Below are 25611 nucleotides of genomic sequence, written 5' to 3' on the forward strand. Positions count from 1 at the left end.
GTGGGCAAGCAGGGTGTTGCAATGTCCGATACGGTGATCGAAGACCGGCCTGAAAGCGAAGAAACGCTGAACCTCGCAGACCTCAAGGCGAACAGCCCGGCGGACCTGCTGGCGATGGCCGAAGAGTTGGAGATTGAGAACGCACCTTCCATGCGCAAGGGCGAGATGATGTTCTCGATCTTGAAGGAACGCGCGGAAGAAGGCTGGATCATCTCTGGCGAGGGTGTGCTGGAAGTGCTGCAAGACGGTTTTGGTTTTCTGCGCGCACCAGAAGCAAACTACCTGCCCGGTCCCGATGACATTTACGTCTCGCCTGATGTGATCCGCCAGTATTCGCTGCGCACCGGCGACACAATCGAAGGGGTGATACAAGCCCCCGCCGAGAATGAGCGGTATTTCGCAATCACCAAGGTGACGCGGATCAATTTTGATGACCCGGAACGTGCGCGCCACAAGGTCCATTTCGACAACCTGACCCCGCTTTACCCTGATGAGCGGCTGTGGATGGAAACCGGCGACCCTGCCACAAAAGACCGCTCTGCGCGGATCATCGACATCGTCTCGCCGCTTGGCAAAGGCCAGCGTGCCCTGATCGTGGCCCCGCCGCGCACGGGTAAAACCGTTTTGTTGCAAAATATTGCGCATAGCATCGCCCAAAACCACCCTGAGTGTTATCTGATCGTCCTGCTGATCGACGAACGGCCAGAGGAAGTGACGGACATGCAGCGCTCGGTCAAGGGCGAGGTGATTGCCTCGACCTTCGACGAACCGGCAACGCGACATGTGGCCGTGGCTGAAATGGTCATAGAAAAGGCCAAGCGCCTTGTCGAGCACAAGCGCGATGTGGTGATCCTGCTGGATTCCATCACTCGTCTGGGCCGCGCCTTTAACACGGTGGTTCCAAGCTCGGGCAAGGTGCTGACCGGCGGTGTGGATGCGAACGCCCTGCAACGCCCCAAGCGCTTCTTCGGGGCTGCGCGGAATATCGAAGAGGGTGGTTCACTCAGCATCATCGCAACCGCGCTGATCGACACAGGCTCGCGCATGGACGAAGTGATCTTTGAAGAATTCAAAGGCACCGGCAACAGTGAAATCGTGCTGGATCGCAAAGTGGCTGACAAGCGCGTCTTCCCGGCGATGGATATTCTGAAATCCGGCACCCGGAAAGAGGATCTGCTGATCGAGAAGAACGATCTTCAGAAAACCTTTGTCCTGCGCCGCATCCTGAACCCGATGGGCACAACCGACGCCATCGAATTCCTGATCTCGAAGCTGAAACAGACCAAAACCAACAGCGATTTCTTCGACTCGATGAATTCCTGACATGGACACGATTTTCGCACTGGCCTCGGCCCGTGGAAAATCGGGCGTGGCTGTTATTCGGGTGTCGGGTCCACAGGCGCATTCTGTTGTCAAAACTCTGACTGGGGCGCTGCCACAGGCGCGCCGCGCATCCTTGCGAAAGCTGCACACCGCGGATGGGGACTTGCTGGACACCGCATTGGTCGTAATCTTCGACCAGGGCGCCAGCTTTACCGGCGAACAGGTTGCAGAAATCATGACGCATGGCAGTCTGGCAACTGTCGCAGCCGTTGAGGCCTGTCTGGCGCAAGATCACGGCCTGCGGATGGCAGAACCGGGCGAATTCACCCGCCGCGCGCTGGAGAACGGCGTTCTTGACCTGACGCAGGTAGAGGCACTGGGTGACCTGCTGGAGGCCGAGACGGAAAGCCAGCGCCGGCAGGCTATGCGCGTCTTGGATGGGGCCTTGGGCAGGCTGGTTGAGGGGTGGCGCGGGCATCTGCTAAAAGCAGCGGCCTTGGTCGAGGTTTCAATCGATTTCGTCGAAGAGGATGTCGGCAATTTTGATGCGATGATATTGGCAGAACTGAATGCGGTGCAATCTCAGCTATTGGCCGAAATTTCAGGGCAGGCGGTACGCGAGCGGGTGCAAAGCGGGTTCGAGATTGCGCTGATCGGGTCGGTCAACGCGGGAAAATCCACCCTGCTGAATGCGCTGGCAGGCCGGGAAGCTGCGATCACCTCTGATATTGCAGGCACGACGCGCGATGTTATCGAGTTGCGCATGGATATTGGCGGCTATGCTGTGACATTGCTGGATACAGCAGGGCTGCGAGAGACGCGCGAAGAGATTGAAAGCATCGGCATCGCACGCGGGCAAAAGCGCGCCGCTGACGCCGATATTCGCATTATATTGTGTGACGGACCCGATATTCCACCACCTGTAGACGTTATCCCTAATGATATTGTCACGTTTAGCAAGGCTGACCAGTTTCCCCAAGCGCAGGGCGGAGTGTCGGGTGTGACGAGCGAAGGGATTGATGCGTTGTTGCAAGAGATTGTGCAGCGCTTGTCTGTGATGACGGCGCGCGACGGGGTGAGTGTGCGGCGTCGCCACTTGCAGGCCATGACTGCTGCGCAACACGCATTAGAGAGTGCGATTGAAAAACTGACCGATGAGGGGTATATCCCCGAACTGGTGGCAGCTGACATACGTCAAGCGATGACAGCGCTGGATTCCTTGATTGGCAAAATAGATGTGGAAGATTTGCTTGGTGACATCTTCGCGTCTTTCTGTATCGGCAAGTAGGAGTGTTTCACGTGAAACATTATGATGTGATTATTGTTGGCGGTGGACATGCCGGCGTCGAGGCGGCCTTGGCGGCATCGAGGATGGGCGCTGCGACCGCATTGGTCACATTTAGAAAGTCTGATCTTGGTGTGATGTCCTGCAACCCTGCGATTGGCGGATTGGGCAAGGGGCATCTGGTCCGTGAAATAGACGCCTTGGATGGGCTGATGGGCCGCGCGGGTGATTTTGCCGCGATTCAATATCGCCTGCTCAACCGCTCCAAAGGTCCCGCTGTGCAAGGCCCGCGTATCCAAGCGGACCGCGCGCGATACCGCGAAATTGTTTCACGTGAAACACTTGCCGCGCAGAACCTTGATGTAATTGAGGCAGAAGTCACAGCCCTTTTGCAGCGGGGTGACGCTGTAGTCGGCATCCAAGTTAACGGCACCGCAGAGATTCACGCGCGCTCTGTCGTTCTGACCACAGGCACATTTCTGGGCGGCAAGGTCTTTATCGGCGATGAAAGCTTCCCCGCCGGACGGATGGGTAACGCCGCGTCCAGCATATTGGCGCAACAACTGCGCGGCTTGGGGCTGCCCATGGGTCGCCTAAAGACCGGCACACCCCCTCGGCTTGATGGGAAATCGATTGACTGGGATATGCTGGAAAAACAGCAAGGCGACGAGTCACCAGAGTACTTATCATTTCTGACAGACCACGTCATCGCGCCACAGGTTCCCTGCGCGATCACACATACAAACGAGCGAACACATGAGATTGTGCGCGATAACCTGTCGCGGTCTGCCATGTATGGCGGGCATATCGAGGGGGTTGGCCCCCGCTACTGCCCTTCGATAGAAGATAAGGTGATGCGATTCGCCGAGAAAACATCGCATCAGGTGTTTCTGGAACCCGAAGGGCTTAACGACGATACGGTGTACCCCAATGGCATTTCAACCTCGCTTCCTGCCGAGGTTCAAACTGCCTATGTGCGCAGTATTGCCGGGCTAGAGCATGTGACGATCCTTCAGCCGGGTTACGCCATTGAATATGACTATATCGACCCACGAGCATTAACGCTGTCTTTACGTTTGAAGGATATGCAAGGGTTTTACCTTGCCGGCCAGATAAACGGAACCACAGGCTATGAGGAGGCAGCAGCACAAGGGTTGGTTGCAGGTTTGAACGCGGCGCTTTTCGCGCATGGCCGCGATGCCGTGACCTTCAGCCGGTCAACGTCCTATATTGGCGTGATGATCGACGATCTTACTCTACGCGGTGTGGCGGAGCCTTATCGTATGTTCACCTCTCGGGCGGAGTATCGATTGTCTTTGCGCGCCGATAACGCTGACCAACGGCTGACGCCGCTGGGCATATCTCTGGGGTGTGTGTCTGAGGCGCGGCAACAGGAATTTGAGGGCAAGCTGGAACGGCTGGAGAAAGCGAAAGGCAAGATGCGGGCCGTTACATTCACGCCGGGCCAGTTGAACCGGGCAGGGCACAAAATCAGCGAAGATGGAACGCGCAGAAATGCCCTGACACTGCTTGGCCTGTCGGGATTTAATTTTGATGTTCTGACGCAGCTTGTGCCAGAGTTTGCAGAAATTGATGACGCAACCAAGCGCCAGATCGAGAAAGAAATGGTCTATGATTCCTATCTGGACCGGCAAGATGCGCAGATAAAAGCGTTGCAGGCGGATGAAGACCGGCGTTTTCCAGAAGGGTTTGATTTCACAAAGATAAACGGGCTGTCAAACGAACTGGCGGGAAAGCTGACACGTATTCGTCCAGAAACCTTGGCGCAGGCTGCACGGATAGACGGGATGACACCGGCAGCGTTGGTGCTCCTGTTGTCGCGCTTGCAGCACCGCAAAAATCGTGCATCGGCATGACGGAAGTGACCATCTGCGGGTTAGATGTTTCACGTGAAACATATGACACCCTTCAGAATTATGTGGCGCTGCTTCACAAGTGGAATGCCCATATAAACCTTGTGGCGGCGTCTACATTACCTGATTTCTGGGACCGCCACGTTCTGGATTCAGCGCAGCTTTTCACCCATGCGCCCGCAACAACCCGCCATTGGGTCGATTTAGGGTCTGGTGGCGGGCTTCCGGGCCTTGTCTGTGCAGTGCTCGCAAAGCAATTTTTGCCTGAATGCAAGTTTACGCTGGTTGAAAGTGATGCCCGCAAGGCCGCGTTTTTAACGACGGCGATACGTGATCTGGAACTCAATACGCGCGTACTGGTTGCCCGCACAGAAGCCGCACCACCGCAGAACGCAGATATTGTTTCGGCCCGCGCTTTGGCCCCGTTGCCGCAATTGCTCGACTGGGTTACGCGGCATATCGCCAAAGATGGTGTTGCCCTGTTGCCAAAGGGAAAAAACTACGCTGAAGAGCTTGCGGTGGCGCGGCGAGAATGGCAATTTAGCGAGGCCATTATCGAGAGTCAGACCGACCCGTTGGCGAGATTGCTCATTTTGAAGGATATCAAACGTGTCTGATCTGACAGCCACCCGAACCATCGCAATTGCGAATCAGAAAGGCGGGGTTGGAAAGACGACGACTGCAATCAACCTTGCAGCGGCCCTTGCAGAGCGTGGCGAGAAGACTTTGCTGGTTGATCTCGACCCGCAAGGCAATGCGTCGACCGGACTAGGGTTGGAGGTCTCGGCGCGCAAATACACAACATATGATTTTTTGTTCGCAAGCGTCCGCCCGTCAGAGATTGTCATTCAAACGCCGCATAACAACCTTTCTGTCATTCCAGCTACCACAGATCTGTCATCAGCGGATATCGAATTGATGACCCGCGCGCGGCGCAGCTATCTGCTGCACGATGCCTTGCGTCACCCCGAGATCAGAGAGGCGGGCTACGACTATATTCTGGTGGATTGCCCACCATCATTGAACCTGCTGACGATCAACGCCATGGTTGCGGCGCAGTCGGTTCTGGTGCCCTTGCAGGCAGAGTTTTTCGCTCTTGAGGGGCTGTCTCAGCTTATGCTGACGGTGCGCGAGCTGCGCGAAACTGCGAATACCTCGCTTCGGATCGAGGGGATTTTGTTGACGATGTTCGACCGCCGCAACAATCTAGCGCAGCAGGTTGAAGCAGACGCGCGCGGTAATCTGGGCGAGCTGGTGTTGCGCACGATGATTCCGCGGAATGTCCGGCTGAGCGAAGCGCCATCTTATGCCATGCCGGTTCTGAATTTTGATTCATCGTCGAAAGGGGCCATCGCGTATCGTGATCTGGCCACTGAACTTCTTGAAAAGCACAATAAACTTCACTCAGAGGGAGTGGTCCAATGACTGAACGCAAACCCGAGCGCAGAGGTTTGGGCCGTGGCCTGTCCGCCTTGATGGCCGAAGTAACACCCGATGCAACCAGCACCGAGCGTCCGCGCGAACAGAACCTGCCTGTGGAAAAGCTTGTCGCCAATCCCGACCAGCCGCGTCGGCATTTCGATGATACGGCGCTGGCAGAACTTGCCATGTCCATCCGCGAGAAGGGTGTCATTCAACCGCTGATCGTGCGTCCAAAGGGCGATATGTTCGAAATTGTTGCGGGTGAGCGGCGCTGGCGCGCGGCTCAGCGCGCACAGGTACATGAAGTGCCTGTTATCATTCGGGAATTTACGGATACCGAGGTTCTTGAAGTTGGTATTATCGAGAATATCCAGCGCGCTGACCTGAACCCAGTGGAAGAGGCGATGGGCTACCGGACCTTGATCGAACGGTTTGGGCATACGCAAGAGCATCTGTCCCAAGCGATGGGCAAAAGCCGTTCGCATATTGCCAATCTCATGCGCTTGCTGACCCTGCCTGCGGAAGTGCAGACTATGGTGCGCGAGGGAAAGCTCACCGCTGGCCATGCACGTGCGCTTATTACAGCGGATGATCCGGCCATGCTGGCGCGCAAGGTCGTGCTGGAGGGGTTGTCTGTCCGTCAGACGGAAAGCTTGCTTAAATCCCCATATAGCCCAAGTAAGAAAGCAAAATCAACGGCTTATAGTAAAGATGCGGACACGCGTGCTTTGGAAAACGACCTGTCGGCGAGTCTGGGTATGCCTGTTGATCTGGAATATGCTGGCGGTCGGGGCAAGGTGACGATCACCTTTCAATCTATGGAACAGCTTGACCGCCTGTGCGGTATCCTCGGCACGCCGGTCAGGACGTAAGCGCCCGCAACACTGCATTCAGCACTGGCCGCCCGTGATCTGTTGCCATGATCCGGGTGTCCGTCTGCGCTATAACCCCTTGCTCAATGAGATCGCGGATGCGTTCCGATGGCAGGGCGGTCCCTGCAAGCTGCTGATACCGGTGCAGATCACTGCCTTCGGACAGGCGCATACTCATCATCAGATATTCCAGCGCCTGCTCCTGCGCAGGTACGGTTTCGCGCGCGAGTTCTCCATGACCAGTGCGGGAGACCTGGTCCAGCCAGGTTGCCGGGGCTAGGGGGGTCTGTGTGGCGATGCGCGTTCCGTTGCGCGTCAGGCGGCCATGTGCGCCGGGCCCGATGCCTGCATAATCGCCATAGCGCCAATAGATCAGGTTGTGGCGCGACTGTGCCCCCGCGCGGGCGTGATTGGACACCTCATAGGCGGGCATTCCGTGTGCTGCACAAATATCCTGTGTTAACAGATACATATCTGCTGAAATATCGTCGTCAGGCAACCCTTTTAGCCCGCCTTTTGCGTGCCTTTCGCCAAAGGCCGTGCCTTGCTCGATGGTCAGTTGGTACAGCGACAGGTGATCGACGGCCATGGACAGCGCTTCTTGCAACTCCCGCTCCCACGCCTGCAAGCTTTGGAACTGGCGCGCATAAATCAGGTCGAAACTGACGCGGTCAAACTGTTCTCGGGCGATATCAAACGCCACGCGCGCCTCGGCCACGCTGTGCAGGCGGCCCAGTCGGCGCAGATCTTCGTCATTCAGCGCTTGTATCCCCATGGAAATGCGGTTCACGCCCGCCTGCGCAAAGCCCTGAAACCGACCCGCTTCGACAGAGCCGGGGTTCGCTTCTAACGTGACCTCAAAATCATTGGCGGTCGTCCAGCGCGCAGTGATCCGCTCCAACACCGTGGCAACCAGATCGGGTGACATGAGCGAGGGGGTGCCGCCGCCAAAAAAAACCGTGTTCAGCAAGCGGCCCTTGGTTTCCTCGGCCACGCGGTCAATCTCTGACAGATAGGCGCGTTCCCATGCGTTCTGGTCAATTTCGGCTGCGACATGGCTGTTAAAGTCGCAATATGGGCATTTCGACTGACAAAACGGCCAATGAAGATACAGGCCAAAGCCACCATTTTGCCAGTCGTCCATATCTACCCCTTAAAGGCCGTAACCTCGATTTCGATCAGCATTTCCGGCTTGATTAACCCTGCAATAACAATCGTTGCCGCCGGTCGTATCTCGCCCATTGCGGCGCCTAGTGCGGGTGTGACCTCGTCCATCAGCGCAGCATCGGTCAGCGTGTATTGCACGCGCACAATATCGTCGAGGGTGAAGCCGCCCTCTGCCAACACCTTTTCGATAGTGGCAAAGCAGTTGCGCGCCTGATCGGCCGCGCTTTCGGGCATGGTCATGGTGCTGTAATCATAGCCTGTGACGCCCGAGACGAAACACCAGCCACCTTTGACGATGGCGCGGCTGAAGCCAAGTGTTTTTTCAAAGGGGGAACCGGTAGAGATGCGTTTCATGTGAAACATCCTTGCAAAAGCGCTGTAATCGCAGCGCCACGGTGGGAGAGGGTGTTCTTCTCATCAGCCGACATTTCGGCAAAGGTGCGCGTCTCGCCTGCGGGTTGGAACATGGGGTCATAGCCGTGCCCGTCCTGTCCGCGCCGGGGCCAGACCAACTGCCCGTTCGCATAGCCTTCAAACACCTCGTCATGTCCATCCGGCCAAGCCAGCACCAATGTGCAGCAAAACCGCGCACGCCAAGGCTGGGCCGCGCCCGCCGCGATCAGTTTTGCATGGGTTTTCTCCATTGCCATCGCAAAATCGCGCCCATTCGGGGTTTCAGCCCAATCGGCAGTGTAAACACCCGGTGCACCGTCCAGTGCGGCCACTTCCAGACCGGAATCATCCGCCAGCGCCGGCAAGCCCGTTGCCTTGGCAGCAGCATGTGCCTTGATACGGGCATTGCCGATAAAGTTGTCTTCGGTTTCAACGGGTTCTGGCAGATCATGTTCCGCCGCCGAGGTGACGGTTATCCCCAAGGGCGTCATGATCTGGCGGAATTCTTCCAGCTTGCCTGCGTTATGCGTGGCAACCAGTAGGGTTTTTCCGCTGAACTTCCTCATATAATCGCCGCTTTCTGGGCCGCAATCAATTCGCCCACACCCTTTTCGGCAAGGTTCAGAAGCTGATCCATTTCCATGCGCGAGAAGGTGGCACCTTCGGCGCTCATCTGCACCTCGACCAGACGACCGGTCCCCAGCAGGATGAAATTGCCATCCACGCCTGCGGTGCTGTCTTCGGCGTAGTCCAGATCAAGGACTGGCTGGCCTGCATAGATGCCGCAAGACACCGCAGCCAGATGTTCGGTGATTGGGTCAGAAACGACATCGCCCGCTTTCAGCAGCTTGTTCACGGCCAGACGCAGCGCCACCCAGCCGCCAGTGATGGCCGCGCAACGCGTGCCGCCATCGGCTTGGATCACATCGCAGTCAATGGTGATCTGGCGCTCGCCAAGCGCCGAGCGGTCGACGCAGGCGCGCAGGGCGCGGCCGATCAGGCGCTGGATTTCCACAGTCCGGCCCTGTTGCTTGCCCGACGCCGCTTCGCGTCGCATCCGGGTATTGGTGGAGCGCGGCAACATGCCATATTCAGCCGTGACCCAGCCAAGGCCTGTATTGCGCAAGAATGGGGGTGTGCGATCTTCGAGCGAGGCTGTACACAGGACTTTCGTGTCGCCCATCGAAATCATGCAAGAGCCTTCGGCATGTTTGGTCACGTTCGGCTCGATTGAAATTGTGCGGATGGTGTCTAGATTTCTACCTGACGGGCGCATGGTCTATCCTTACTTGGGTACCGTGCTTCGATACAGGGCCGAATAGGGCGGATGCAAGCCTGATTGCCCTTGAAACTGGCGCAGTTTTCAAGTGCTTTGAAATTACAGGCTGGTCCAAGCCGTTGGAGTTTGAAATGCGCAAGACACTTGATGCGCCACAACTGCTGGAAGAAATGAACGACCGCTCGCGCGAGGTGTTTCGCCGTGTGGTCGAGGGGTATTTGCATTCTGGCCATCCTGTCGGCTCGCGGACCCTGACGCGGGATATGAGCGAGAAAGTCTCGGCTGCGACTGTGCGCAATGTCATGCAGGATCTGGAGTTTCTGGGGCTGCTGGACAGCCCGCATATCTCTGCGGGGCGTATTCCCACCAATCTGGGTTTGCGGCTGTTCGTGGACTCCCTGCTGGAAGTGGCACCTTTGGACCACCGCGACCGCGAAAAACTGGATTCGACCCTTGGCAGCAATGAACGCGATGTGTCGGGTTTGCTGGAAAAGGTGGGCGGCGCATTGAGTGGCATCACACAAGGCGCGTCGCTTGTGCTGTCACCCAAGCATGAAGCTGCGATCAAGCATATCGAATTTGTCTCGCTTGCTGCTGACCGTGCGCTGGTGGTTCTGGTTTTTGCCGACGGACATGTCGAGAACAGGCTGTTTACCCCGCCCAAGGGCATGACACCTTCGGCCATGCGCGAGGCGGCGAATTACCTGAATTCCATGATCGAAGGGGCAACCGTCACTTCTTTGTTGGAGCGGTTCCGCTCTGAGATAGCGCGCAACCGGCGCGAGATTGATGCATTGGCGGCCACGCTGGTCGAGCAGGGTTTGGCGATCTGGGAAAGCGAAGGCGAGCTGCAAGAGCGCCTGATTGTCCGGGGACGTGCGAATCTGCTTGACGAAGGCGCGCCTGCTGAAGATATCGAGCGCATCCGAACCCTGTTTGACGATCTGGAGCGAAAGCGTGACATCACGGAATTTCTGGAACTCACCGAACAGGGCGAGGGGGTTCGCATCTTTATCGGGGCTGAAAACCGTCTTTTTTCGCTGACGGGTTCAACTTTGGTGGTTTCCCCTTATATGAACGCAGAACGCAAGATCATTGGTGCTGTTGGTGTGATTGGCCCGACGCGGTTGAATTACGGGCGCATCGTACCGATTGTCGATTACACAGCGCAGCTTGTTGGCCGAATGCTGACAGACCGGCGCACAGAATAACGAAGGAAAAGGGAAGATTATGGCCGACCCAAAGCCAAGCCCCGAAGTGGACCCTGATATTCAAGACGATCTAAATCAGGACATGCACAACGACGCCGAAATGGCGCAAGACCCCATCAGCGCGCTGGAGGTCGAGATTGACGAGTTGATCGCGCAGCGCGATGAAATGCGCGACCGCATGATCCGTGCATTGGCCGATGCCGAGAACAGCCGCAAACGTGCCGAGAAAGACCGCCGCGATGCGCAGCTTTACGGCGGCTCGAAAATCGCACGCGACATGCTGCCGGTTTACGACAATCTGACCCGCGCGCTGAATGCCGTGAATGAAGATACCCGCGCCGCAGCCCCCGGTCTGGTCGAAGGGGTAGAGCTGACGTTGCGCGAGCTGAGCAATATTCTTGGCAAGCACGGCGTGCAGCGGATCAGCCCGGAAGTGGGCGAGATGTTTGATCCCCATTCGCATCAGGCCATGTTCGAAGCACCCGTGCCCGATTTCAAGGCAGGGCAGATCATTCAGGTCATGGCCGAAGGGTTCATGCTGCATGACCAATTGCTGCGGCCCGCGCATGTCGGGGTATCGTCAACGCCCGCAAGCTAGACGCGCCTTGGTTATGACTGGGATTGAATAAAGGGGGCAATTCGCCCCCTTTTTCTGGCACAGAATAAACGGCTATGGCTTGGTCAGTGCGCGCAACTCATACATCAGATCAAGCGCTTCTTTCGGTGTCAGCCCGTCCGGGTTGATCTGCGCAAGCCGCTCCAACGCGGGTGGTGTGGCTGGCTTTTGTGGCGCAGGTGCGCGCGCGGCCGAGAATAAGGGCAAATCGTCAATCAGGGCTTTGGGCTTGGTGCCTGCCTCGCCCTGTTCCAGCGCACTCAGCACCTCGCGCGCCCGCGCAATCACGGTATCGGGCAGCCCTGCCAGCCGCGCCACCTGCACGCCGTAGCTGCGATCTGCCGCGCCGCGCTTGACCTCATGCAGGAAGATGACATCGCCTTCCCATTCCTTGACAGTCACAGTGGCGTTTTCAACACATTGCAGACGACCGGCCAGCGCGCTCATTTCATGGTAATGTGTGGCAAACAGCGCGCGGGCGCGGTTTACGTCATGCAGGTGTTCCAGCGTGGCCCATGCAATCGACAGCCCGTCATATGTGGCCGTGCCACGCCCGATTTCATCGAGGATCACCAGCGCGCGGTCATCGGCCTGATTTAGGATTGCGGCAGTCTCGACCATTTCCACCATAAAGGTCGAGCGCCCCCGTGCCAGATCATCACTGGCCCCCACGCGGCTGAAAACCTGACTGACCAGCCCGATCTGGGCAGAAGTGGCGGGCACCCACGCGCCCATCTGCGCCAGAATGGCGATCAGCGCGTTCTGACGCAGAAAGGTGGATTTACCTGCCATATTCGGACCGGTCAGCAGCCAGATGGCAGCACCCTCCTCGGCGCTCAGGGTGCAGTCATTGGCAATGAAGGGCTGGCCTGTGCGCGCCAGTGCGGCCTCGACCACCGGATGACGCCCGCGTTCTATCTCGAACACGCGCGATTGGTGTAGTTTCGGGGCGCACCACTGCGCGGCCTGCGCGATATCTGCCAACCCTGCGGCGAGATCAATCTCGGCCAAGGCCCGCGCGGTCTGGGCAAGTTCGGCGGCACGCGCAAGAATGGCGCTGCGCAATTCTGCAAACAGGCGCTTTTCAATCTCTAACGCGCGCGACCCGGCGTTATGAATGCGGGTTTCCATTTCCGATAGGTCAACCGTGGTAAACCGCACCTGATTGGCCGTGGTCTGGCGGTGGATATAGCGGGCCGAAAGCGGTTCCGACAGCATACGCTCGGCATGGGTGGCGGTGACTTCGATGAAATAGCCCAGCACGTTATTATGCTTTATCTTCAACGATGTAATGCCGGTATCGCGGGTATACTCGGCCTGCATCTGCGCAATGACGTTGCGCCCTTCGTCGCGCAACTGGCGGGCCTCATCAAGATCGGCGTCATGGCCCGGCGCGATGAAGCCGCCATCGCGGGCCAGAAGCGGCGGGGATGCGATCAGGGCAGTGTCGAGCAGGTTCAGCAGGGTGTCATGCCCTTGCAGCGCTTGGGCCGCGCTGGCCAAAAGGGCAGGCGCTTCGTGCTGCTCCAACAGGGCGGCAATATCAATCGCCTGCGCAATCGCATTGCGGATTGCCCCCAGATCGCGCGGGCCTGCGCGGTCCAGCGACAGGCGCGACAGGGCGCGGTCCAGATCGGGCACTTCTTTCAGGGCGGTGCGCAGATCAGTGCGCAGGCGGGTGCTGCCATGCAGAAAGGTCACGGCGTCCTGACGTTCCATAATCGTGTCCAGCCTGCGCGAGGGCGAGGCAAGACGCCGTTCCAGAAGCCGCGCGCCCGCAGCAGTGACGGTATGATCAATCGCATGCAACAGCGCGCCTTCGCGGGTGCCGGACAGCGATTGCGTCAGTTCCAGATTGCGCCGTGTGGCCGCGTCGATCTGCACCAACTCTTCGGCGGCATCGCGGACGGGGGGTTGCAACAGCGGCAGCTTGCCACGCTGGGTCATGTCCAGATAATCGACCAGCGCGCCAAGGGCGGCATGTTCCGCGCGGCTGAATTGCCCGAAACCATCCAGCGATTGCACCTTATACAGCGCACAGAGGCGCGACACTGCCGTCTGACTGTCAAAGCTGGAGGCGGCAAGCCCTGTCAGCGCCGCACCCATATCTTCGGCAATGGGCCGGATTTCTTCGCTGCGGGCATCTGTGACCAGCAATTCGCGCGGGGCAAGGCGCGCAAGTTCCGGCCCAAGGCGGGTGCGGTTGCAGGGCATAACGCGCACCTGCCCGGTCGAGATATCGGCCCAAGCCAGCGCGCCTTCGTCGCGCAGCTCGGCAAAGGCGGCAAGGAAATTGTGGCGGCGCGCATCCAGAAGCGAGTCTTCGGTCAGCGTGCCGGGGGTGACAAGCCGCACCACATCGCGGTTCACCACCGATTTATGCCCGCGCTTTTTCGCCTGTTCAGGGGTTTCCATCTGCTCGGCAATCGCCACGCGAAACCCCTTGCGGATCAGCGTCAGCAAATACCCCTCAGAGGCATGATGGGGCACGCCGCACATGGCAATATCTTCGCCCAGATGCTTGCCGCGTTTGGTCAGCGCAATATCAAGGGCAGCGGCAGCGGCGACAGCATCGTCAAAGAACAACTCGTAGAAATCGCCCATGCGGTAGAACAGCAGCGCATCAGGGTGCTGCGCCTTGACCTGTAGATATTGGGCCATCATCGGGGTGACAGTGTCGGTCAACAGGCAGTCCTTCACGTTGCGATTTTGCGCGGAAGGTAACGAAAGCACAGGGCAGGGGGAAGGGGGTGAACATACAGGTTCTGGCCTATTGCTGGCCGCAATTTCTGCACTCTCGGCCAACAGCGCGGGTTTGACAGCGCAAACAGCTCTCAGCCTTTGTTGTCCCTGCCTGCCCGAGTGTTTAAGAAAGGTTCATTCAAGGAGGAGGCGCGCCCATGTCCCGCAATAAATTTACGGATGAGCAGGCGCTTGCCTATCATCATCTGCCCACGCCCGGAAAATATGCCATCACCGCGTCCAAGCCCATGGCGACGCAGGCAGATTTGTCGCTGGCCTACAGCCCCGGTGTTGCGGTGCCAGTGCAGGCCATCGCAGATGATCCGCAGGCCGCTTATGATTACACGGCCAAGGGCAATATGGTGGCCGTGGTGTCGAACGGGACCGCTATTTTGGGCATGGGCAACCTTGGTGCATTGGCCTCCAAGCCCGTGATGGAAGGCAAGGCGGTTTTGTTCAAGCGGTTTGCAGATGTGAACGCGATTGATATTTTGCTGGATACTGAAGACCCTGACGAGATTATTCAGGCGGTCAGGTTGATGGGGCCGACCTTTGGCGGGATCAACCTTGAAGATATCAAGGCGCCCGAATGTTTCATCATCGAGCAGCGCCTGAAAGAGATCATGGATATTCCGGTATTCCATGACGACCAGCACGGCACAGCGGTCATTTGCGCGGCAGGGCTGATAAATGCGCTGGAATTGTCCGGCAAGCAAATCAAGGACTGCAAGATAGTCCTGAACGGCGCAGGGGCAGCGGGCATTGCGTGCCTTGAGTTGATCAAGTCGATGGGCGCTTTGCACGACAATTGCATCATGTGCGACACCAAGGGCGTGATCTGGCAGGGCCGGACCGAGGGCATGAACCAATGGAAATCCGCCCATGCCGCCCGTACCGATGCCCGCACGCTGGAACAGGCGATGGTGGGCGCGGACGTGTTTCTGGGCGTCTCGGCCAAGGGCGCTGTGACGCCTGCAATGGTTGCCAGCATGGCCGATAATCCGGTGATCTTTGCTATGGCAAACCCCGATCCCGAAATCACACCGGAAGAAGCGCAGGCGGTGCGTGCCGATGCGATTGTGGCCACAGGGCGCAGCGATTACCCCAATCAGGTGAACAATGTTTTGGGGTTTCCCTATCTGTTTCGGGGCGCGCTGGACATCAATGCGCGTGCCATCAATGACGAGATGAAAATCGCCTGCGCGCGCGCCTTGGCCGAACTGGCGCGCGAGGATGTGCCTGATGAGGTCGCTATGGCCTATGGGCGCAAGCTGACATTCGGGCGCGACTATATCATTCCGACGCCGTTTGATCCGCGATTGATCCATACGATCCCGCCCGCTGTGGCCAAGGCGGGCATGGATACAGGTGTCGCGCGCCGACCGATCATTGACATGGACGGGTATACCCAAGCGCTGAAAGCGCGGATGGACCCGACCGCCAGCATTCTGCAATCAATCCATGCCCGCGCCAAACAAAAGCAATCGCGCATGATTTTTGCCGAGGGCGATGACGAGCGCGTCTTGCGCGCCGCTGTCGGCTATCAGCGCGGCGGTTACGGTCAGGCGCTGGTTGTCGGGCGCGAAGAGGATGTCCGCGCCAAGCTGGAAGCGGCGGGCTTGGGTGATGCTGTGCGTGAACTCTCGGTCGTCAATGCCGGAAATACCCGTAATCTGGAGACATACAAAACGTTCCTCTATGAGCGTTTGCAACGGCAGGGCCATGACCTGAAGGATGTGCACCGTCTGGCGGCGCGCAACCGTCATGTCTTTGCCGCGCTGATGCTGGCACATGGGCATGGCGATGCGCTGGTCACAGGGGCCACGCGCAAATCGGCGCATGTGCTGGGGCTGATCAACCATGTGTTTGATGCGCGCGCCAAGGATGGCGTGGCGGGGGTGACAGCGCTGTTGCACAATGGGCGGATCGTGCTGATTGCCGATACATTGGTGCATGAATGGCCCAGCGACACCGATCTTGCCGATATCGCCACGCGTGCGGCATCTGTCGCGCGCCATCTGGGGTTGGAGCCACGCGTCGCCTTTGTCAGCTTTTCAACCTTCGGCTATCCCATTTCAGAACGCGCGGAAAAGATGCATCTTGCGCCGCGTATTCTGGACGCGCGCGGTGTGGATTTCGAGTATGAGGGCGAAATGACCGTCGATGTGGCGCTGAACCCTACGGCGGCGGCGCATTATCCGTTCTCGCGCCTGTCGGGGCCTGCGAATATTCTGGTCGTGCCTGCACGGCACTCGGCGTCTATCTCGGTGAAGCTGATGCAGGAAATGGCCGGGGCGACGGTGATCGGGCCAATTCTGGCCGGTGTGCCAAAACCCATTCAGATCTGCTCGACAGGTTCGACCGTGAATGACATTGTCAATATGGCGGTCATGGCGGCCTGCGAGATTGTCTGAAAGGGAATAACGTGACTGTCTGGTGTTTCGGGTCGATCAATATTGACCATTTCTATGCGCTGCCGCATTTGCCAGTGCCCGGTGAAACACTTGCTGCAACCACAGTCCGGGCGGAACTTGGGGGTAAGGGGGCCAATCAATCCGTTGCTGCGGCGCGGGCGGGCGCGCGTGTGCGCCATCTTGGGGCTGTCGGGCCTGACGGTGCGCGCGCTCTTGCCGGACTGGCGGGCTACGGGGTGCTGTGTGAGGGGGTCCAGCAGGTTGAGACACCGACTGGCCATGCCGTGATTATGGTGGACCCTTTGGGTGAGAATGCCATCATTATTGACGCTGGCGCCAATCGCGCGATTGCACTGGCCCCTGTTCTGGCTGCGTTGGAACATGCAGCGCTGGGCGATATTCTGTTGCTACAGAATGAAACAGCGTTTCAGGTTGAAGTCGCGCGCGCAGCAATGGGGCTGGGCATGGAAGTGATCTATTCCGCCGCCCCGTTCGAGGTAGAGGCCGTGCGCGCGGTTTTGCCTTTCGTCAACACGCTTGTGGTGAATGCGGTTGAAGCGGCGCAACTGCTTGCCGCGCTGAACACCCCGTTTGAGGATTTGCCTGTTGAAACTGTCGTCGTCACCCGCGGGGCAGAGGGCGCAAGCTGGCATGCGCGCGGCACGCCAGACATTTGCGTGCCTGCCTTGCCGACACAGGTGGTCGACACCACAGGCGCAGGCGATTGTTTCACGGGTGTGCTGGCAGCGGCCTTGTCGATGGATGCGTCGCCCGAAGACGCGATGCATTTTGCCGCGGCTGCTGCTGCGATGCAGGTGTCGCGCCCCGGCACCGCCGCAGCGATGCCGACCCGCGCCGAGATAGAGGCGTTAATTAATGAAAGGCGCTGAGTTGCCCCACAACTCGCCCACGCGGCGGTCACGCCCGCACCCTTCGCGGTAGCCCTTATAGGCGGCACGGCGTTCAACCCAGCCAAAACGGGTCAGGGTGCGTTCGTCGGAATTGGCGTAATTTTGGTGAAATTCCTCGGCTTCATAGAAGGGGGCCGCTTCGCGCACTGGTGTGACGATGCTTTGGCCCAATTCCGCTTCGGCAGCCTCTATCGCGGCCTGTACCTGCGCCATCTGATCGGGGGTGGCGAAAATTGCCGTGGTGTAATGCGCGCCGCGATCACAGAACTGGCCGCCATCATCCAGCACATCAATTGACCGAAGGAACATGTGCAGGATCTGGTCATAGCTGATCTGTTCGGGATCGAAACTGATCATCGCAGATTCCAGATGCGATGTGCGCCCGCGCACCACGTCGTCATAGCTGGGGTCGGGCGTTGTTCCGCCCGCAAAGCCCACGCGCACATCGGTCACGCCCTCGACCCGCCGGAAATCGGATTCAACACACCAGAAACAGCCGCCAGCAACAAGCGCCGTTTCGGTTTGCTGGGCAGTAGCTGGCATTCCAACGACAGCAAGCAGCAGGATTGCAAAAACTCTGAACATGGCGCGCCTCTCTGTAGGGTTACTTTCCTATATTACGGTGCAGAAAGGCAATCGGGTGACACGGGGCAGTCACTTTCTGGTGACATGCCCGCAGTCTTGCCGAAATCTTGCGTTGAAGGCTGTCAGGCGCACACAGCTACGCTTCCACCTCAACGCGCCCGATCGGCTTGGAGCAGCAGGCCAGAATATAGCCCTGCTCGATATCCTCCTCCGTGATGCCGCCATTATGGACCATATGCACCTCGCCCGACAATTTGCGGATCTTGCAGGTGCCGCACAGCCCGAAATTGCAGCCAGAGGCGACCGGCAAGCCATTCGCGCGCGCCATTTGCATGACTGTGTCACCTTCGGTGCATGCAACACTCAGGCCGGACCGCGCAAAGACAATCTCGGCATCTGCGCTGTCATCGGGCACAGGGTCGTCAAATTCCTTGATCTCGGCCACGCTTTCGGCGGGTGCATGGAAGGATTCCTGATGGTAGTGGTCCATGTCATACCCCAGCGAGATCAGGATCTCGCGCACCGAGTTCATGAACTCTTCCGGCCCGCAGCAATAGACATGGCGGTCCAGATAGTCATTGCACATCAGACCCAGCATCAACTGGTTGAACTGCCCGCGATAGCCGGTCCAAACCTCATAGGGTTCGGGCTTGCTGACCACGAAATGCAGCCCCAAGCCCGAAACACGAGAGGCCATGTATTCCAGCCTGCGCCGGAAAATCAGGTCACTTGGCCGCCGCGCGCATTGGATAAAGCAGATGTCCGGGTCTTCGCCGCGTTCAAACAGCGTGGTGGCCATCGACATCATGGGGGTGACACCCGACCCGGCCGAGATGAACAGATATTTACCATCAGGCTGCGGTGGCAGATGAAAGTAACCGGCAGGCCCGAAGGCGCGCACCCGCATGCCCGCGCACAAATGCGCATGCATCCAGCGCGTACCGACCGAGTCGGGCTGCAATTTGGCCGTGATGCTGATATAGGCCGCCGTGACTGGCGACGAGGAAATCGTGAAGGTGCGCTGCACATTGCCACCGGGCAAGGGCAGGTCCAACGTCAGGAACTGTCCTGCCCGGTAGACGAACATCGCCCCCGAGGGGGGACGGAAGACAAAGGTCTTCACATCCGGCGTTTCGGGCAAAACGGCCACGCATTCCAACATTTCGCTGTCGCGCCAGACAGGGCTGTCCTTGGTCGGCATCGGGATCATGCGCTTACTCCGCCGCGATACGGGCAGCGCCCATCAGAGCCGTGTGCATGGCGCGGCAATACCAGTCGACAAACTGGTTCACGCCCCCTTCCTGAACCTTGCTATAGGGACCGGGCAAATAGGCGGGCGAGTTGATGCCGCGCTGGTTTTCCTCAACGATGCGGCGGTCTTCGTCATTGGTGGCGGTCCAGACTTCGGTCAGGCGCTTCAGATCATAATCGCGCCCTTCTTCGGCGTCCTTGTGGACCAGCCATGTGGTTGTGACCTGCGTTTGCTGCGGGCCGATGGGCAGCACGCGGAAGGTCAGGACATGGTCTGACAGAAAGTGGTTCCACGTGTTGGGGTAGTGGAAGAACAGGCATGTTCCGGCATTGTCGAAGGGCACATTGCCTACGCGTTTTGACACCGCCGCCTTGCCATCCAGCGTGTAGCTGACACCCTTTCCCAAAAACGGAATACGCACGAAACGCCACCGCTCGGACGGGTCGATCAGGTATTTTGCGGGCAGGCCAGCCGCTTCGCAGCGGTCCACATGGGCGCGGCCCATATTGCTGGTGGTGCTGTCATCCGCCCCCACAAGGTTGGGGTCATCGGGGAAGGTCACGCATAACGACGGGTGCGAGCCAGAGCAGTGATAGCATTCGCGGTTATTCTCCAGCACCAGCTTCCAGTTGGCTTGCTCGATGATGCTGGACTGGTGCGCCACTTTCAGGTTCGCCACATCATGCGGGCCAAGATAGCGCGCGGCCTGTGCTTCCAGCATATCGGTCGCGGGGGCCTGATCGGCCAGACAAATATACACCATTCCCGCGATCTCGCGGCAATGAACAAGGCCAAGGCCATGCGCGGAAGGGTCGAAATCCGTGCCCATCTCGCGCGCCCAGAGCAGTTTGCCATCCAGATCATAGGTCCACTGGTGATAAGGGCAGACCAGTTTCGGGGCCGTTCCCTTATGCGCGGCGCAAATTCGGCTGCCGCGATGGCGGCAAGAATTGTGAAACGCACGGATCACACGGTCCGCACCGCGTACCACGATCACGGACGCCTCGCCAATCTCCAGCGTGATATAGCTGCCGGTTTTCGGAAACTCGGCGCTGGGGGCGGCGAATATCCAGTCTTGCTGCCAGATATTGCGCAGGTCGGCGCGGTAGACATCGGGTTCAGTGTAGAAAGGTTGCGGCAGCGAATGCCACGGTTTGCGCGACATCAGAAGATAAAGCAGATCGGAATTGCTGACCATAGTCGTGGTCCTTGATGAGGGGTTCAGATATCTTTGACCAGCCGCAACGCGTCATAAATCGCGGCATGGGTATTGCGGGCGGCGACAGCGTCGCCGATGCGGTAGAGGGCAAAACTTGCGTCCGTATTCGGACCATCGGGTTGGGGGCGGCCTTCGACAAAAGCATCCTGATCCAGCGCGCCAAGGTTGCGCGAGCGGGGTTTGAGGTCGAAATACACCTCATCCATCGGCAGGGTGCCATGATTGACCACGACCTGATCGAAATCGCGCCGCTCGGTATGGCTGGAATAGTCCGTGCCAATCACAGCCGTCAGCATATTGCCCGATTTCACCACATCGCGCAGGCGGTAGGTGACGGTGAAGCGCGTGTCTAGTTCTTGCAGGCTGCGCATATAGGGCACCAGGTTCATCGCCATCACATCGGGGGCGAAGCTGCGGTCCGGGGTCATGATTTCAACATGCGCGCCGGTTTTGGCGATAAGTTCGGCGGCTTGCAGCCCCGCATGATCGCCCGCGTCATCATAGACCAGAACGCGCGTGCCCGGTTTCACATCGCCTGCGATAATATCCCATGAACTGACCACATGGGCGTTGCCGGTGGCGCAAACTTCAGTATGGGGCAGACCGCCTGTGGCGATGATGACGACATCGGGGTTCAGGGCCGTGACGTCATCCGCCTCGGCATAGGTGTTGAAGTGAAACACCACGTCGCGCGCGGCACATTGGGCCATGCGCCAGTCGATAATGCCGATCATCTCGCGGCGGCGCGGGCTTTTGGCGGTCAGGCGGATTTGCCCGCCGGGGTCTGGCTGTGCCTCGAACACCACCACATCATGCCCGCGTTCTGCGGCGACGCGCGCGGCTTCTACCCCTGCCGGACCCGCACCGACAATCACCACCTTCTTGCGCACAGGTGCGGGGGCCACCTCATGCGGCATGGTCAATTCGCGGCCCGTGGCGGGGTTATGCAGGCAGAGCGCATCACCAGCGGCATAAATCCGGTCAAGGCAGTAATTCGCGCCGACACAGGGGCGGATGTCATGCTCGCGCCCCTCAACGATCTTTTGCACGATCATCGGGTCGGCCATATGCGCGCGGGTCATGCCCACCATATCCAACAGGCCGGAACTGATCGCATGGCGCGCGGTTGCCACATCGGGGATGCGCGCGGCGTGAAAGGTGGGCATACCGGTTTCGCGCCGGATTGTGCCTGCGAAATCTAAGTGCGGCGCGGATGCCATGCCCTGCACCGGAATGACATCCGTTAGGCCCGCATCGGTGTCGATATGGCCACGAATGACATTCAGGAAATCGACCTTGCCGCTGTCAGCCAGCTTGCGCGAGATCTCCAGCCCCTCGGCCACGGAGATCCCGCCCTCCAGCGTTTCATCGGCGGTGTAGCGGATGCCGACGATGAACTCAGCGCCCACCCGCGCGCGGATGGCGTCCAGCACTTCCCAAGTGAAACGCAAGCGGTTGTCCAGATCGCCGCCATAGGGGCCGTCCAGCGTGTTGGTCAGGGGCGACCAGAACTGGTCCATCAAATGGCCATAGGCCTGCAATTCAATGCCATCCATGCCGCCTGCCTGCATGCGCTCGGCGGCATCGGCGTAATCGGTAATGATGCGGGCAATGTCCCAGTCTTCCAACTGCTTGGGAAAGGCGCGGTGCGCGGCTTCGCGCTGGTGGCTGGGGCTGACAGCGGTCAGCCAGTCGCCCTTGGCCCAATGGGTGCGTCGCCCCAGATGGGTCAACTGGATCATGACTGCGCAGCCATGCTCATGGCAGGCATCGGTCAGCCGCCTGATCCAGGGCACAACCTCATCCTTATAGGCCAGAATGTTATTGAAGACGGGCGGCGAGTTGCGCGACACGGCGGCAGACCCTGCGGTCATTGTCAGCGCCACCCCTGCTTTCGCGCGCACCTCATGATAGGCGCGGTAGCGGTCCTTGGGCATACCATCTTCGGGATAGGCGGGTTCATGCGCTGTGGTCATGATCCGGTTGCGCAAGGTCAGGTGCTTCAGGCGGTAAGGCTGCAAGAGGGGATCGTTCGACATGGGACGCGACCTTGTGGCTGACTGCTCGGGCCCAATTTGCTGTGATTGGCGAAACCCACACGCCGCACAGCGGCATATTGGTGGCTGTCAGCGGCATTTCACAAGGATATGTACGAATTTACGCGCGTATGCGGGTGTCATCTTATGCCCCGGACGAAGCAATGCAGAAACGCGGGCCTGCCCATGCAAAAGGGGGCCAACCGGCCCTCTGTCAATCTGTTCATTGCAGCCTTTGGTTATTCGAGTCGTTCGACAACATTCTCTGCAAAGCTGCTGACCAGAGTTTCATAGGCCATTTCCGGTTCCATCTGCGCCACGATAACCGGTGTGCCGCTCTCGTCTGCGACAGTCATGCCTTCAATGCTGACGCTTAATTCAAAACTGTTGAATTCAGCGTTGTTTTCCAGATTGATTACATGAATACGCCCGATCAGCGCCGCGTTCTCCATTGAAAAGGTGGCGTCCGCCGCATCATTGATCGAAAAGCTCTCGATGTTGACGACAACGCGCGCGCCCTCATCGACGATCTCATCTGCCACAAGCTCAAGGATTGCAGATTCCAGATCAGCTTCGAGAGTATTCCAGAATTCCGCAGCCTGTGGATTTTCGATTGTGGTCAGATCGGCTGACACATCTACTTCCGAGATATCCAACGCGCTGGCAAGCGACGTTGTGCCCAGCAGCGCAATAAGGCCAGAAGCCAGTATTTTCCGCAGTTTCATCTCATGTCCTTTCAAGTTGGGTGTTCGGATAAACCCAGACAGGATGTAAACTCGGTTTGACGTGATTAGTTCCGCTTTGGTCGATCATACAGGCGGCCCAACCAAGTGGGCCGCCTGTTTATTACAGCGCTGCGCGCTTAATTCGCCGCGATCTGGCGCAGCAGCGGTGTGATCCGGCGCACAGTTGCACGGCGGTTGCGTTGCTCTGCTGCTTGCGTCTGCACCTTCAGGAACTCTTCGCCATAGCCCTGCACAATCAGGTTTTCAGGCGGGATGCGGAACGCTTCGGTCAGGGCAAGCGCCACGGATTCTGCGCGCCGGTCCGACAGGGCAAGGTTGTAGCTTGCGCTGCCCACTGCATCGGTATGTCCTTCGATCAGGAATATTTCACGCGGGTTCTCGAACAGCATTTCCTCGATCAGGATGCCCAGCCGCACAAGGCTGCGCGCCTGCTTTGCCGGGATCGCCGCAGAGCCGGTGGCGAAGGTTACAGTATCGAGATCAATCGCCGGAACAAGGCTGCGCACCTGCTCGATCTCGCGGATCTGGCGCAGGCTAAAGGTCCGGCCTGCGTCAAACGTCATGTCTTCGCGCAAGGCTGCGCGCAAGGCAACCTGATCGCTTTCTGCGACTGACAGGCGACGTGGGGCAGGACGCTGGGTTTGCAACTGGCGGACATCGACCACCTGCGCTGGTTCCAGATCATCAAACAACTCGTATTGTGTACCATCTGGATAGATGGCGGCACGGCGCACGACCCGTCCGCGCGAATCCCGGATTGTTTCGACCCGAGAACCGTCAGCCCGTTCCAGGAAAGTGCGCGATGACCCGTCCGAAAAGGTTTCGGTGCGCACAGTTGCGCCGGGTTGGCGCAGCAGGGCATCATCGTCCTTATAAACAGTGTATCCGCGCGCGCCCTCAACGATTACGCGGTCACCGGTATTGGCCACCACACGGTCACCACTGCGCAGCACTGCGCCGACAGCAACAGCGCCCAGACCCAGCAGCAACGCGCTTTCAAGGTTGCTCAGGCCGCTGCGTCCGCCGTCTTGCGTTCCGCTTGGGGCTGTTTCACCAAGGGCAGTTGCGAAGTCTTGCGCGCTGGTCCGGACGGATTCCGCATCCAGCGTCTCTTCAACCAATCCCTCAGATGCTGCTTCAGCTTCCTGCGTCGCCGCAACGGGCGCTTCTTGCTCTTCATCAACGGTCGGGTCGGTCAACTCTGCATCATCTTCTGCTTCGGCCAGGGCTGTTGCTTCCGCTTCCGCTTCTGCCTCGGCCTGAGCTTCCAGCTCTGCTTCTTCGGCGGCCTCTTCTTCGGCCTCCTCAGCGGCAATTGCTTCGGCTTCTGCCTCGGCTTCGGCTTCTGCCTCGGCCTGAGCATCGAGTTCTGCTTGCTCGGCGGCCTCTTCCTCGGCTTCCTCAGCGGCAAGTGCTTCGGCTTCGGCTTCGGCTTCGGCTTCTGCCTCGGCCTGAGCATCGAGTTCTGCTTGCTCGGCGGCCTCTTCTTCGGCCTCCTCAGCGGCAAGTGCTTCGGCATCTGCCTCGGCTTCGGCATCTGCCTCGGCCTGAGCATCGAGTTCTGCTTGCTCGGCGGCCGCTTCTTCGGCCTCCTCAGCGGCAAGCGCCTCGGATTCGGCCGCAGCTTCCGCTTCTGCCTCGGCCTGAGCTTCGAGTTCTGCTTGCTCGGCGGCCGCTTCTTCGGCTTCCTCAGCGGCAAGTGCTTCGGCTTCTGCCTCGGCGGCCGCTTCTTCGGCCTCCTCAGCGGCAAGCGCCTCGGCTTCGGCCGCAGCTTCCGCCGCCGCCAGTGCCTCAGCCTCCGCTGCTTCGGCTTCGGCGCGGAGCGCTTCAGCTTGTGCTTCAGCCTCGGCCGCCTCGGCTGAGATGCGTTCAGCTTCGGCCAGTGCCGCTTCCAATGCTTCGGCCTCTGCTTCTTCTTGTTGCAGGCGCTCGGCTTCGGCTTGGGCCTCGGCGGCTTCTTCTTCGATCAGCCGTGCTGCATCTTCGGCTTCTGCGGCCAGTCGCGCAGCTTCGCTTGCAGCGAATTCAGCCCGTTCCTGCGGAGTAGAGCCGTCTTCCGGCTCGCCTTCGGGGCAGGGTGGTTGGGTTTCATCAAGGCAAAGCAACTCGGCTTCCTGCGCCCAGGCGGACGAGATGAGCACGGGGTGGGGCAACAGCAGCGACAGGCTGGTAACAAGCGCCGTAGTGGCCTTTAGCGGTGTGACAGGCATTGTTTCTTCCTTTGTTTTTGAGCCGACGCGGTGACAGCACCCTAACCGGGGCTG

At 59.0% G+C, this 25611-nt stretch carries 21 protein-coding genes; 10 read left to right on the forward strand and 11 right to left on the reverse strand.

What is annotated here, in order from left to right:
- Nucleotides 1-21 precede the first annotated feature (21 nt).
- Genes rho through BD293_RS16375 form a run of 6 tightly spaced genes read left to right on the forward strand, consistent with a single transcriptional unit; the run spans nucleotide 22 to nucleotide 6776 of the window.
- Nucleotides 22-1323, forward strand: a complete 1302-nt coding sequence (rho, locus tag BD293_RS16350) for a transcription termination factor Rho (protein ID WP_142083577.1) — start codon at nucleotides 22-24, stop codon at nucleotides 1321-1323.
- A gap of 1 nt (nucleotide 1324) precedes the next feature.
- Nucleotides 1325-2611: a tRNA uridine-5-carboxymethylaminomethyl(34) synthesis GTPase MnmE gene (gene mnmE, locus BD293_RS16355; RefSeq protein WP_142083579.1), complete on the forward strand. Its 1287-nt coding sequence runs from the start codon at nucleotides 1325-1327 to the stop codon at nucleotides 2609-2611.
- A gap of 2 nt (nucleotides 2612-2613) precedes the next feature.
- On the forward strand, nucleotides 2614-4485 hold the full coding sequence (gene mnmG / locus BD293_RS16360; RefSeq protein ID WP_142083581.1) for a tRNA uridine-5-carboxymethylaminomethyl(34) synthesis enzyme MnmG: 1872 nt from the start codon (nucleotides 2614-2616) through the stop codon (nucleotides 4483-4485).
- Nucleotides 4482-5099: a 16S rRNA (guanine(527)-N(7))-methyltransferase RsmG gene (gene rsmG / locus BD293_RS16365; protein WP_142083584.1), complete on the forward strand. Its 618-nt coding sequence runs from the start codon at nucleotides 4482-4484 to the stop codon at nucleotides 5097-5099. The genes mnmG and rsmG overlap by 4 nt, the downstream gene beginning before the upstream one ends.
- Nucleotides 5083-5907, forward strand: coding sequence for a ParA family protein (locus tag BD293_RS16370; protein ID WP_142083586.1), 825 nt, complete (start codon nucleotides 5083-5085; stop codon nucleotides 5905-5907). The genes rsmG and BD293_RS16370 overlap by 17 nt, the downstream gene beginning before the upstream one ends.
- Entirely contained in the window at nucleotides 5904-6776 is an 873-nt protein-coding gene (locus tag BD293_RS16375; protein WP_142083588.1) for a ParB/RepB/Spo0J family partition protein, read from the forward strand. The genes BD293_RS16370 and BD293_RS16375 overlap by 4 nt, the downstream gene beginning before the upstream one ends.
- Here BD293_RS16375 and hemW read toward each other — a convergent pair.
- Genes hemW through rph form a run of 4 tightly spaced genes read right to left on the reverse strand, consistent with a single transcriptional unit; the run spans nucleotide 6766 to nucleotide 9612 of the window.
- Nucleotides 6766-7920: a radical SAM family heme chaperone HemW gene (hemW, locus tag BD293_RS16380; RefSeq protein ID WP_142083590.1), complete on the reverse strand. Its 1155-nt coding sequence runs from the start codon at nucleotides 7918-7920 to the stop codon at nucleotides 6766-6768. The two genes, BD293_RS16375 and hemW, sit on opposite strands and share 11 nt — an antisense overlap.
- Nucleotides 7921-7922: 2 nt before the next feature.
- Nucleotides 7923-8297, reverse strand: coding sequence for a RidA family protein (locus BD293_RS16385; protein ID WP_142083592.1), 375 nt, complete (start codon nucleotides 8295-8297; stop codon nucleotides 7923-7925).
- Nucleotides 8294-8902, reverse strand: coding sequence for a non-canonical purine NTP pyrophosphatase (locus tag BD293_RS16390; protein WP_142083594.1), 609 nt, complete (start codon nucleotides 8900-8902; stop codon nucleotides 8294-8296). The genes BD293_RS16385 and BD293_RS16390 overlap by 4 nt, the downstream gene beginning before the upstream one ends.
- Entirely contained in the window at nucleotides 8899-9612 is a 714-nt protein-coding gene (rph, locus tag BD293_RS16395) for a ribonuclease PH (RefSeq protein ID WP_142083596.1), read from the reverse strand. The genes BD293_RS16390 and rph overlap by 4 nt, the downstream gene beginning before the upstream one ends.
- 134 nt (nucleotides 9613-9746) lie before the next feature.
- Between rph and hrcA the strand changes: the two genes are divergently transcribed.
- Entirely contained in the window at nucleotides 9747-10826 is a 1080-nt protein-coding gene (hrcA, locus tag BD293_RS16400) for a heat-inducible transcriptional repressor HrcA (protein WP_142083598.1), read from the forward strand.
- Between the two features lie 19 nt (nucleotides 10827-10845).
- Complete coding sequence (locus BD293_RS16405; RefSeq protein ID WP_142083601.1) at nucleotides 10846-11424, forward strand: nucleotide exchange factor GrpE; 579 nt, start codon at nucleotides 10846-10848, stop codon at nucleotides 11422-11424.
- 72 nt (nucleotides 11425-11496) lie between these two features.
- Here the strand turns inward: BD293_RS16405 and mutS are convergent, their stop codons facing one another.
- Nucleotides 11497-14106, reverse strand: a complete 2610-nt coding sequence (gene mutS / locus BD293_RS16410; protein ID WP_170207205.1) for a DNA mismatch repair protein MutS — start codon at nucleotides 14104-14106, stop codon at nucleotides 11497-11499.
- Between the two features lie 236 nt (nucleotides 14107-14342).
- Between mutS and BD293_RS16415 the strand changes: the two genes are divergently transcribed.
- Nucleotides 14343-16598, forward strand: a complete 2256-nt coding sequence (locus tag BD293_RS16415; protein WP_142083603.1) for an NADP-dependent malic enzyme — start codon at nucleotides 14343-14345, stop codon at nucleotides 16596-16598.
- Between the two features lie 11 nt (nucleotides 16599-16609).
- Nucleotides 16610-17488, forward strand: coding sequence for a ribokinase (locus BD293_RS16420; protein ID WP_142083605.1), 879 nt, complete (start codon nucleotides 16610-16612; stop codon nucleotides 17486-17488).
- Here BD293_RS16420 and msrA read toward each other — a convergent pair.
- The 6 genes from msrA to BD293_RS22755 form a co-directional block, all read right to left on the reverse strand.
- A complete protein-coding gene (msrA, locus tag BD293_RS16425) occupies nucleotides 17468-18094 on the reverse strand; it encodes a peptide-methionine (S)-S-oxide reductase MsrA (protein WP_142083606.1) in 627 nt (208 codons plus the stop codon). The genes BD293_RS16420 and msrA overlap by 21 nt on opposite strands.
- A gap of 136 nt (nucleotides 18095-18230) precedes the next feature.
- Nucleotides 18231-19304, reverse strand: a complete 1074-nt coding sequence (locus BD293_RS16430; protein WP_142083608.1) for an FAD-binding oxidoreductase — start codon at nucleotides 19302-19304, stop codon at nucleotides 18231-18233.
- A gap of 4 nt (nucleotides 19305-19308) precedes the next feature.
- On the reverse strand, nucleotides 19309-20544 hold the full coding sequence (locus BD293_RS16435) for an aromatic ring-hydroxylating oxygenase subunit alpha (protein WP_142083610.1): 1236 nt from the start codon (nucleotides 20542-20544) through the stop codon (nucleotides 19309-19311).
- A 23-nt stretch (nucleotides 20545-20567) separates the two neighbouring features.
- On the reverse strand, nucleotides 20568-22604 hold the full coding sequence (locus BD293_RS16440; protein ID WP_142083612.1) for an NADH:flavin oxidoreductase: 2037 nt from the start codon (nucleotides 22602-22604) through the stop codon (nucleotides 20568-20570).
- A 236-nt stretch (nucleotides 22605-22840) separates the two neighbouring features.
- Nucleotides 22841-23326, reverse strand: a complete 486-nt coding sequence (locus BD293_RS16445; protein ID WP_142083614.1) for a hypothetical protein — start codon at nucleotides 23324-23326, stop codon at nucleotides 22841-22843.
- A gap of 137 nt (nucleotides 23327-23463) precedes the next feature.
- A complete protein-coding gene (locus BD293_RS22755) occupies nucleotides 23464-25557 on the reverse strand; it encodes an OmpA family protein (protein WP_170207168.1) in 2094 nt (697 codons plus the stop codon).
- Nucleotides 25558-25611 lie beyond the last annotated feature (54 nt).

Origin of the sequence: Roseinatronobacter monicus, from assembly GCF_006716865.1 — a bacterium.
Taxonomy (GTDB): domain Bacteria; phylum Pseudomonadota; class Alphaproteobacteria; order Rhodobacterales; family Rhodobacteraceae; genus Roseinatronobacter; species Roseinatronobacter monicus.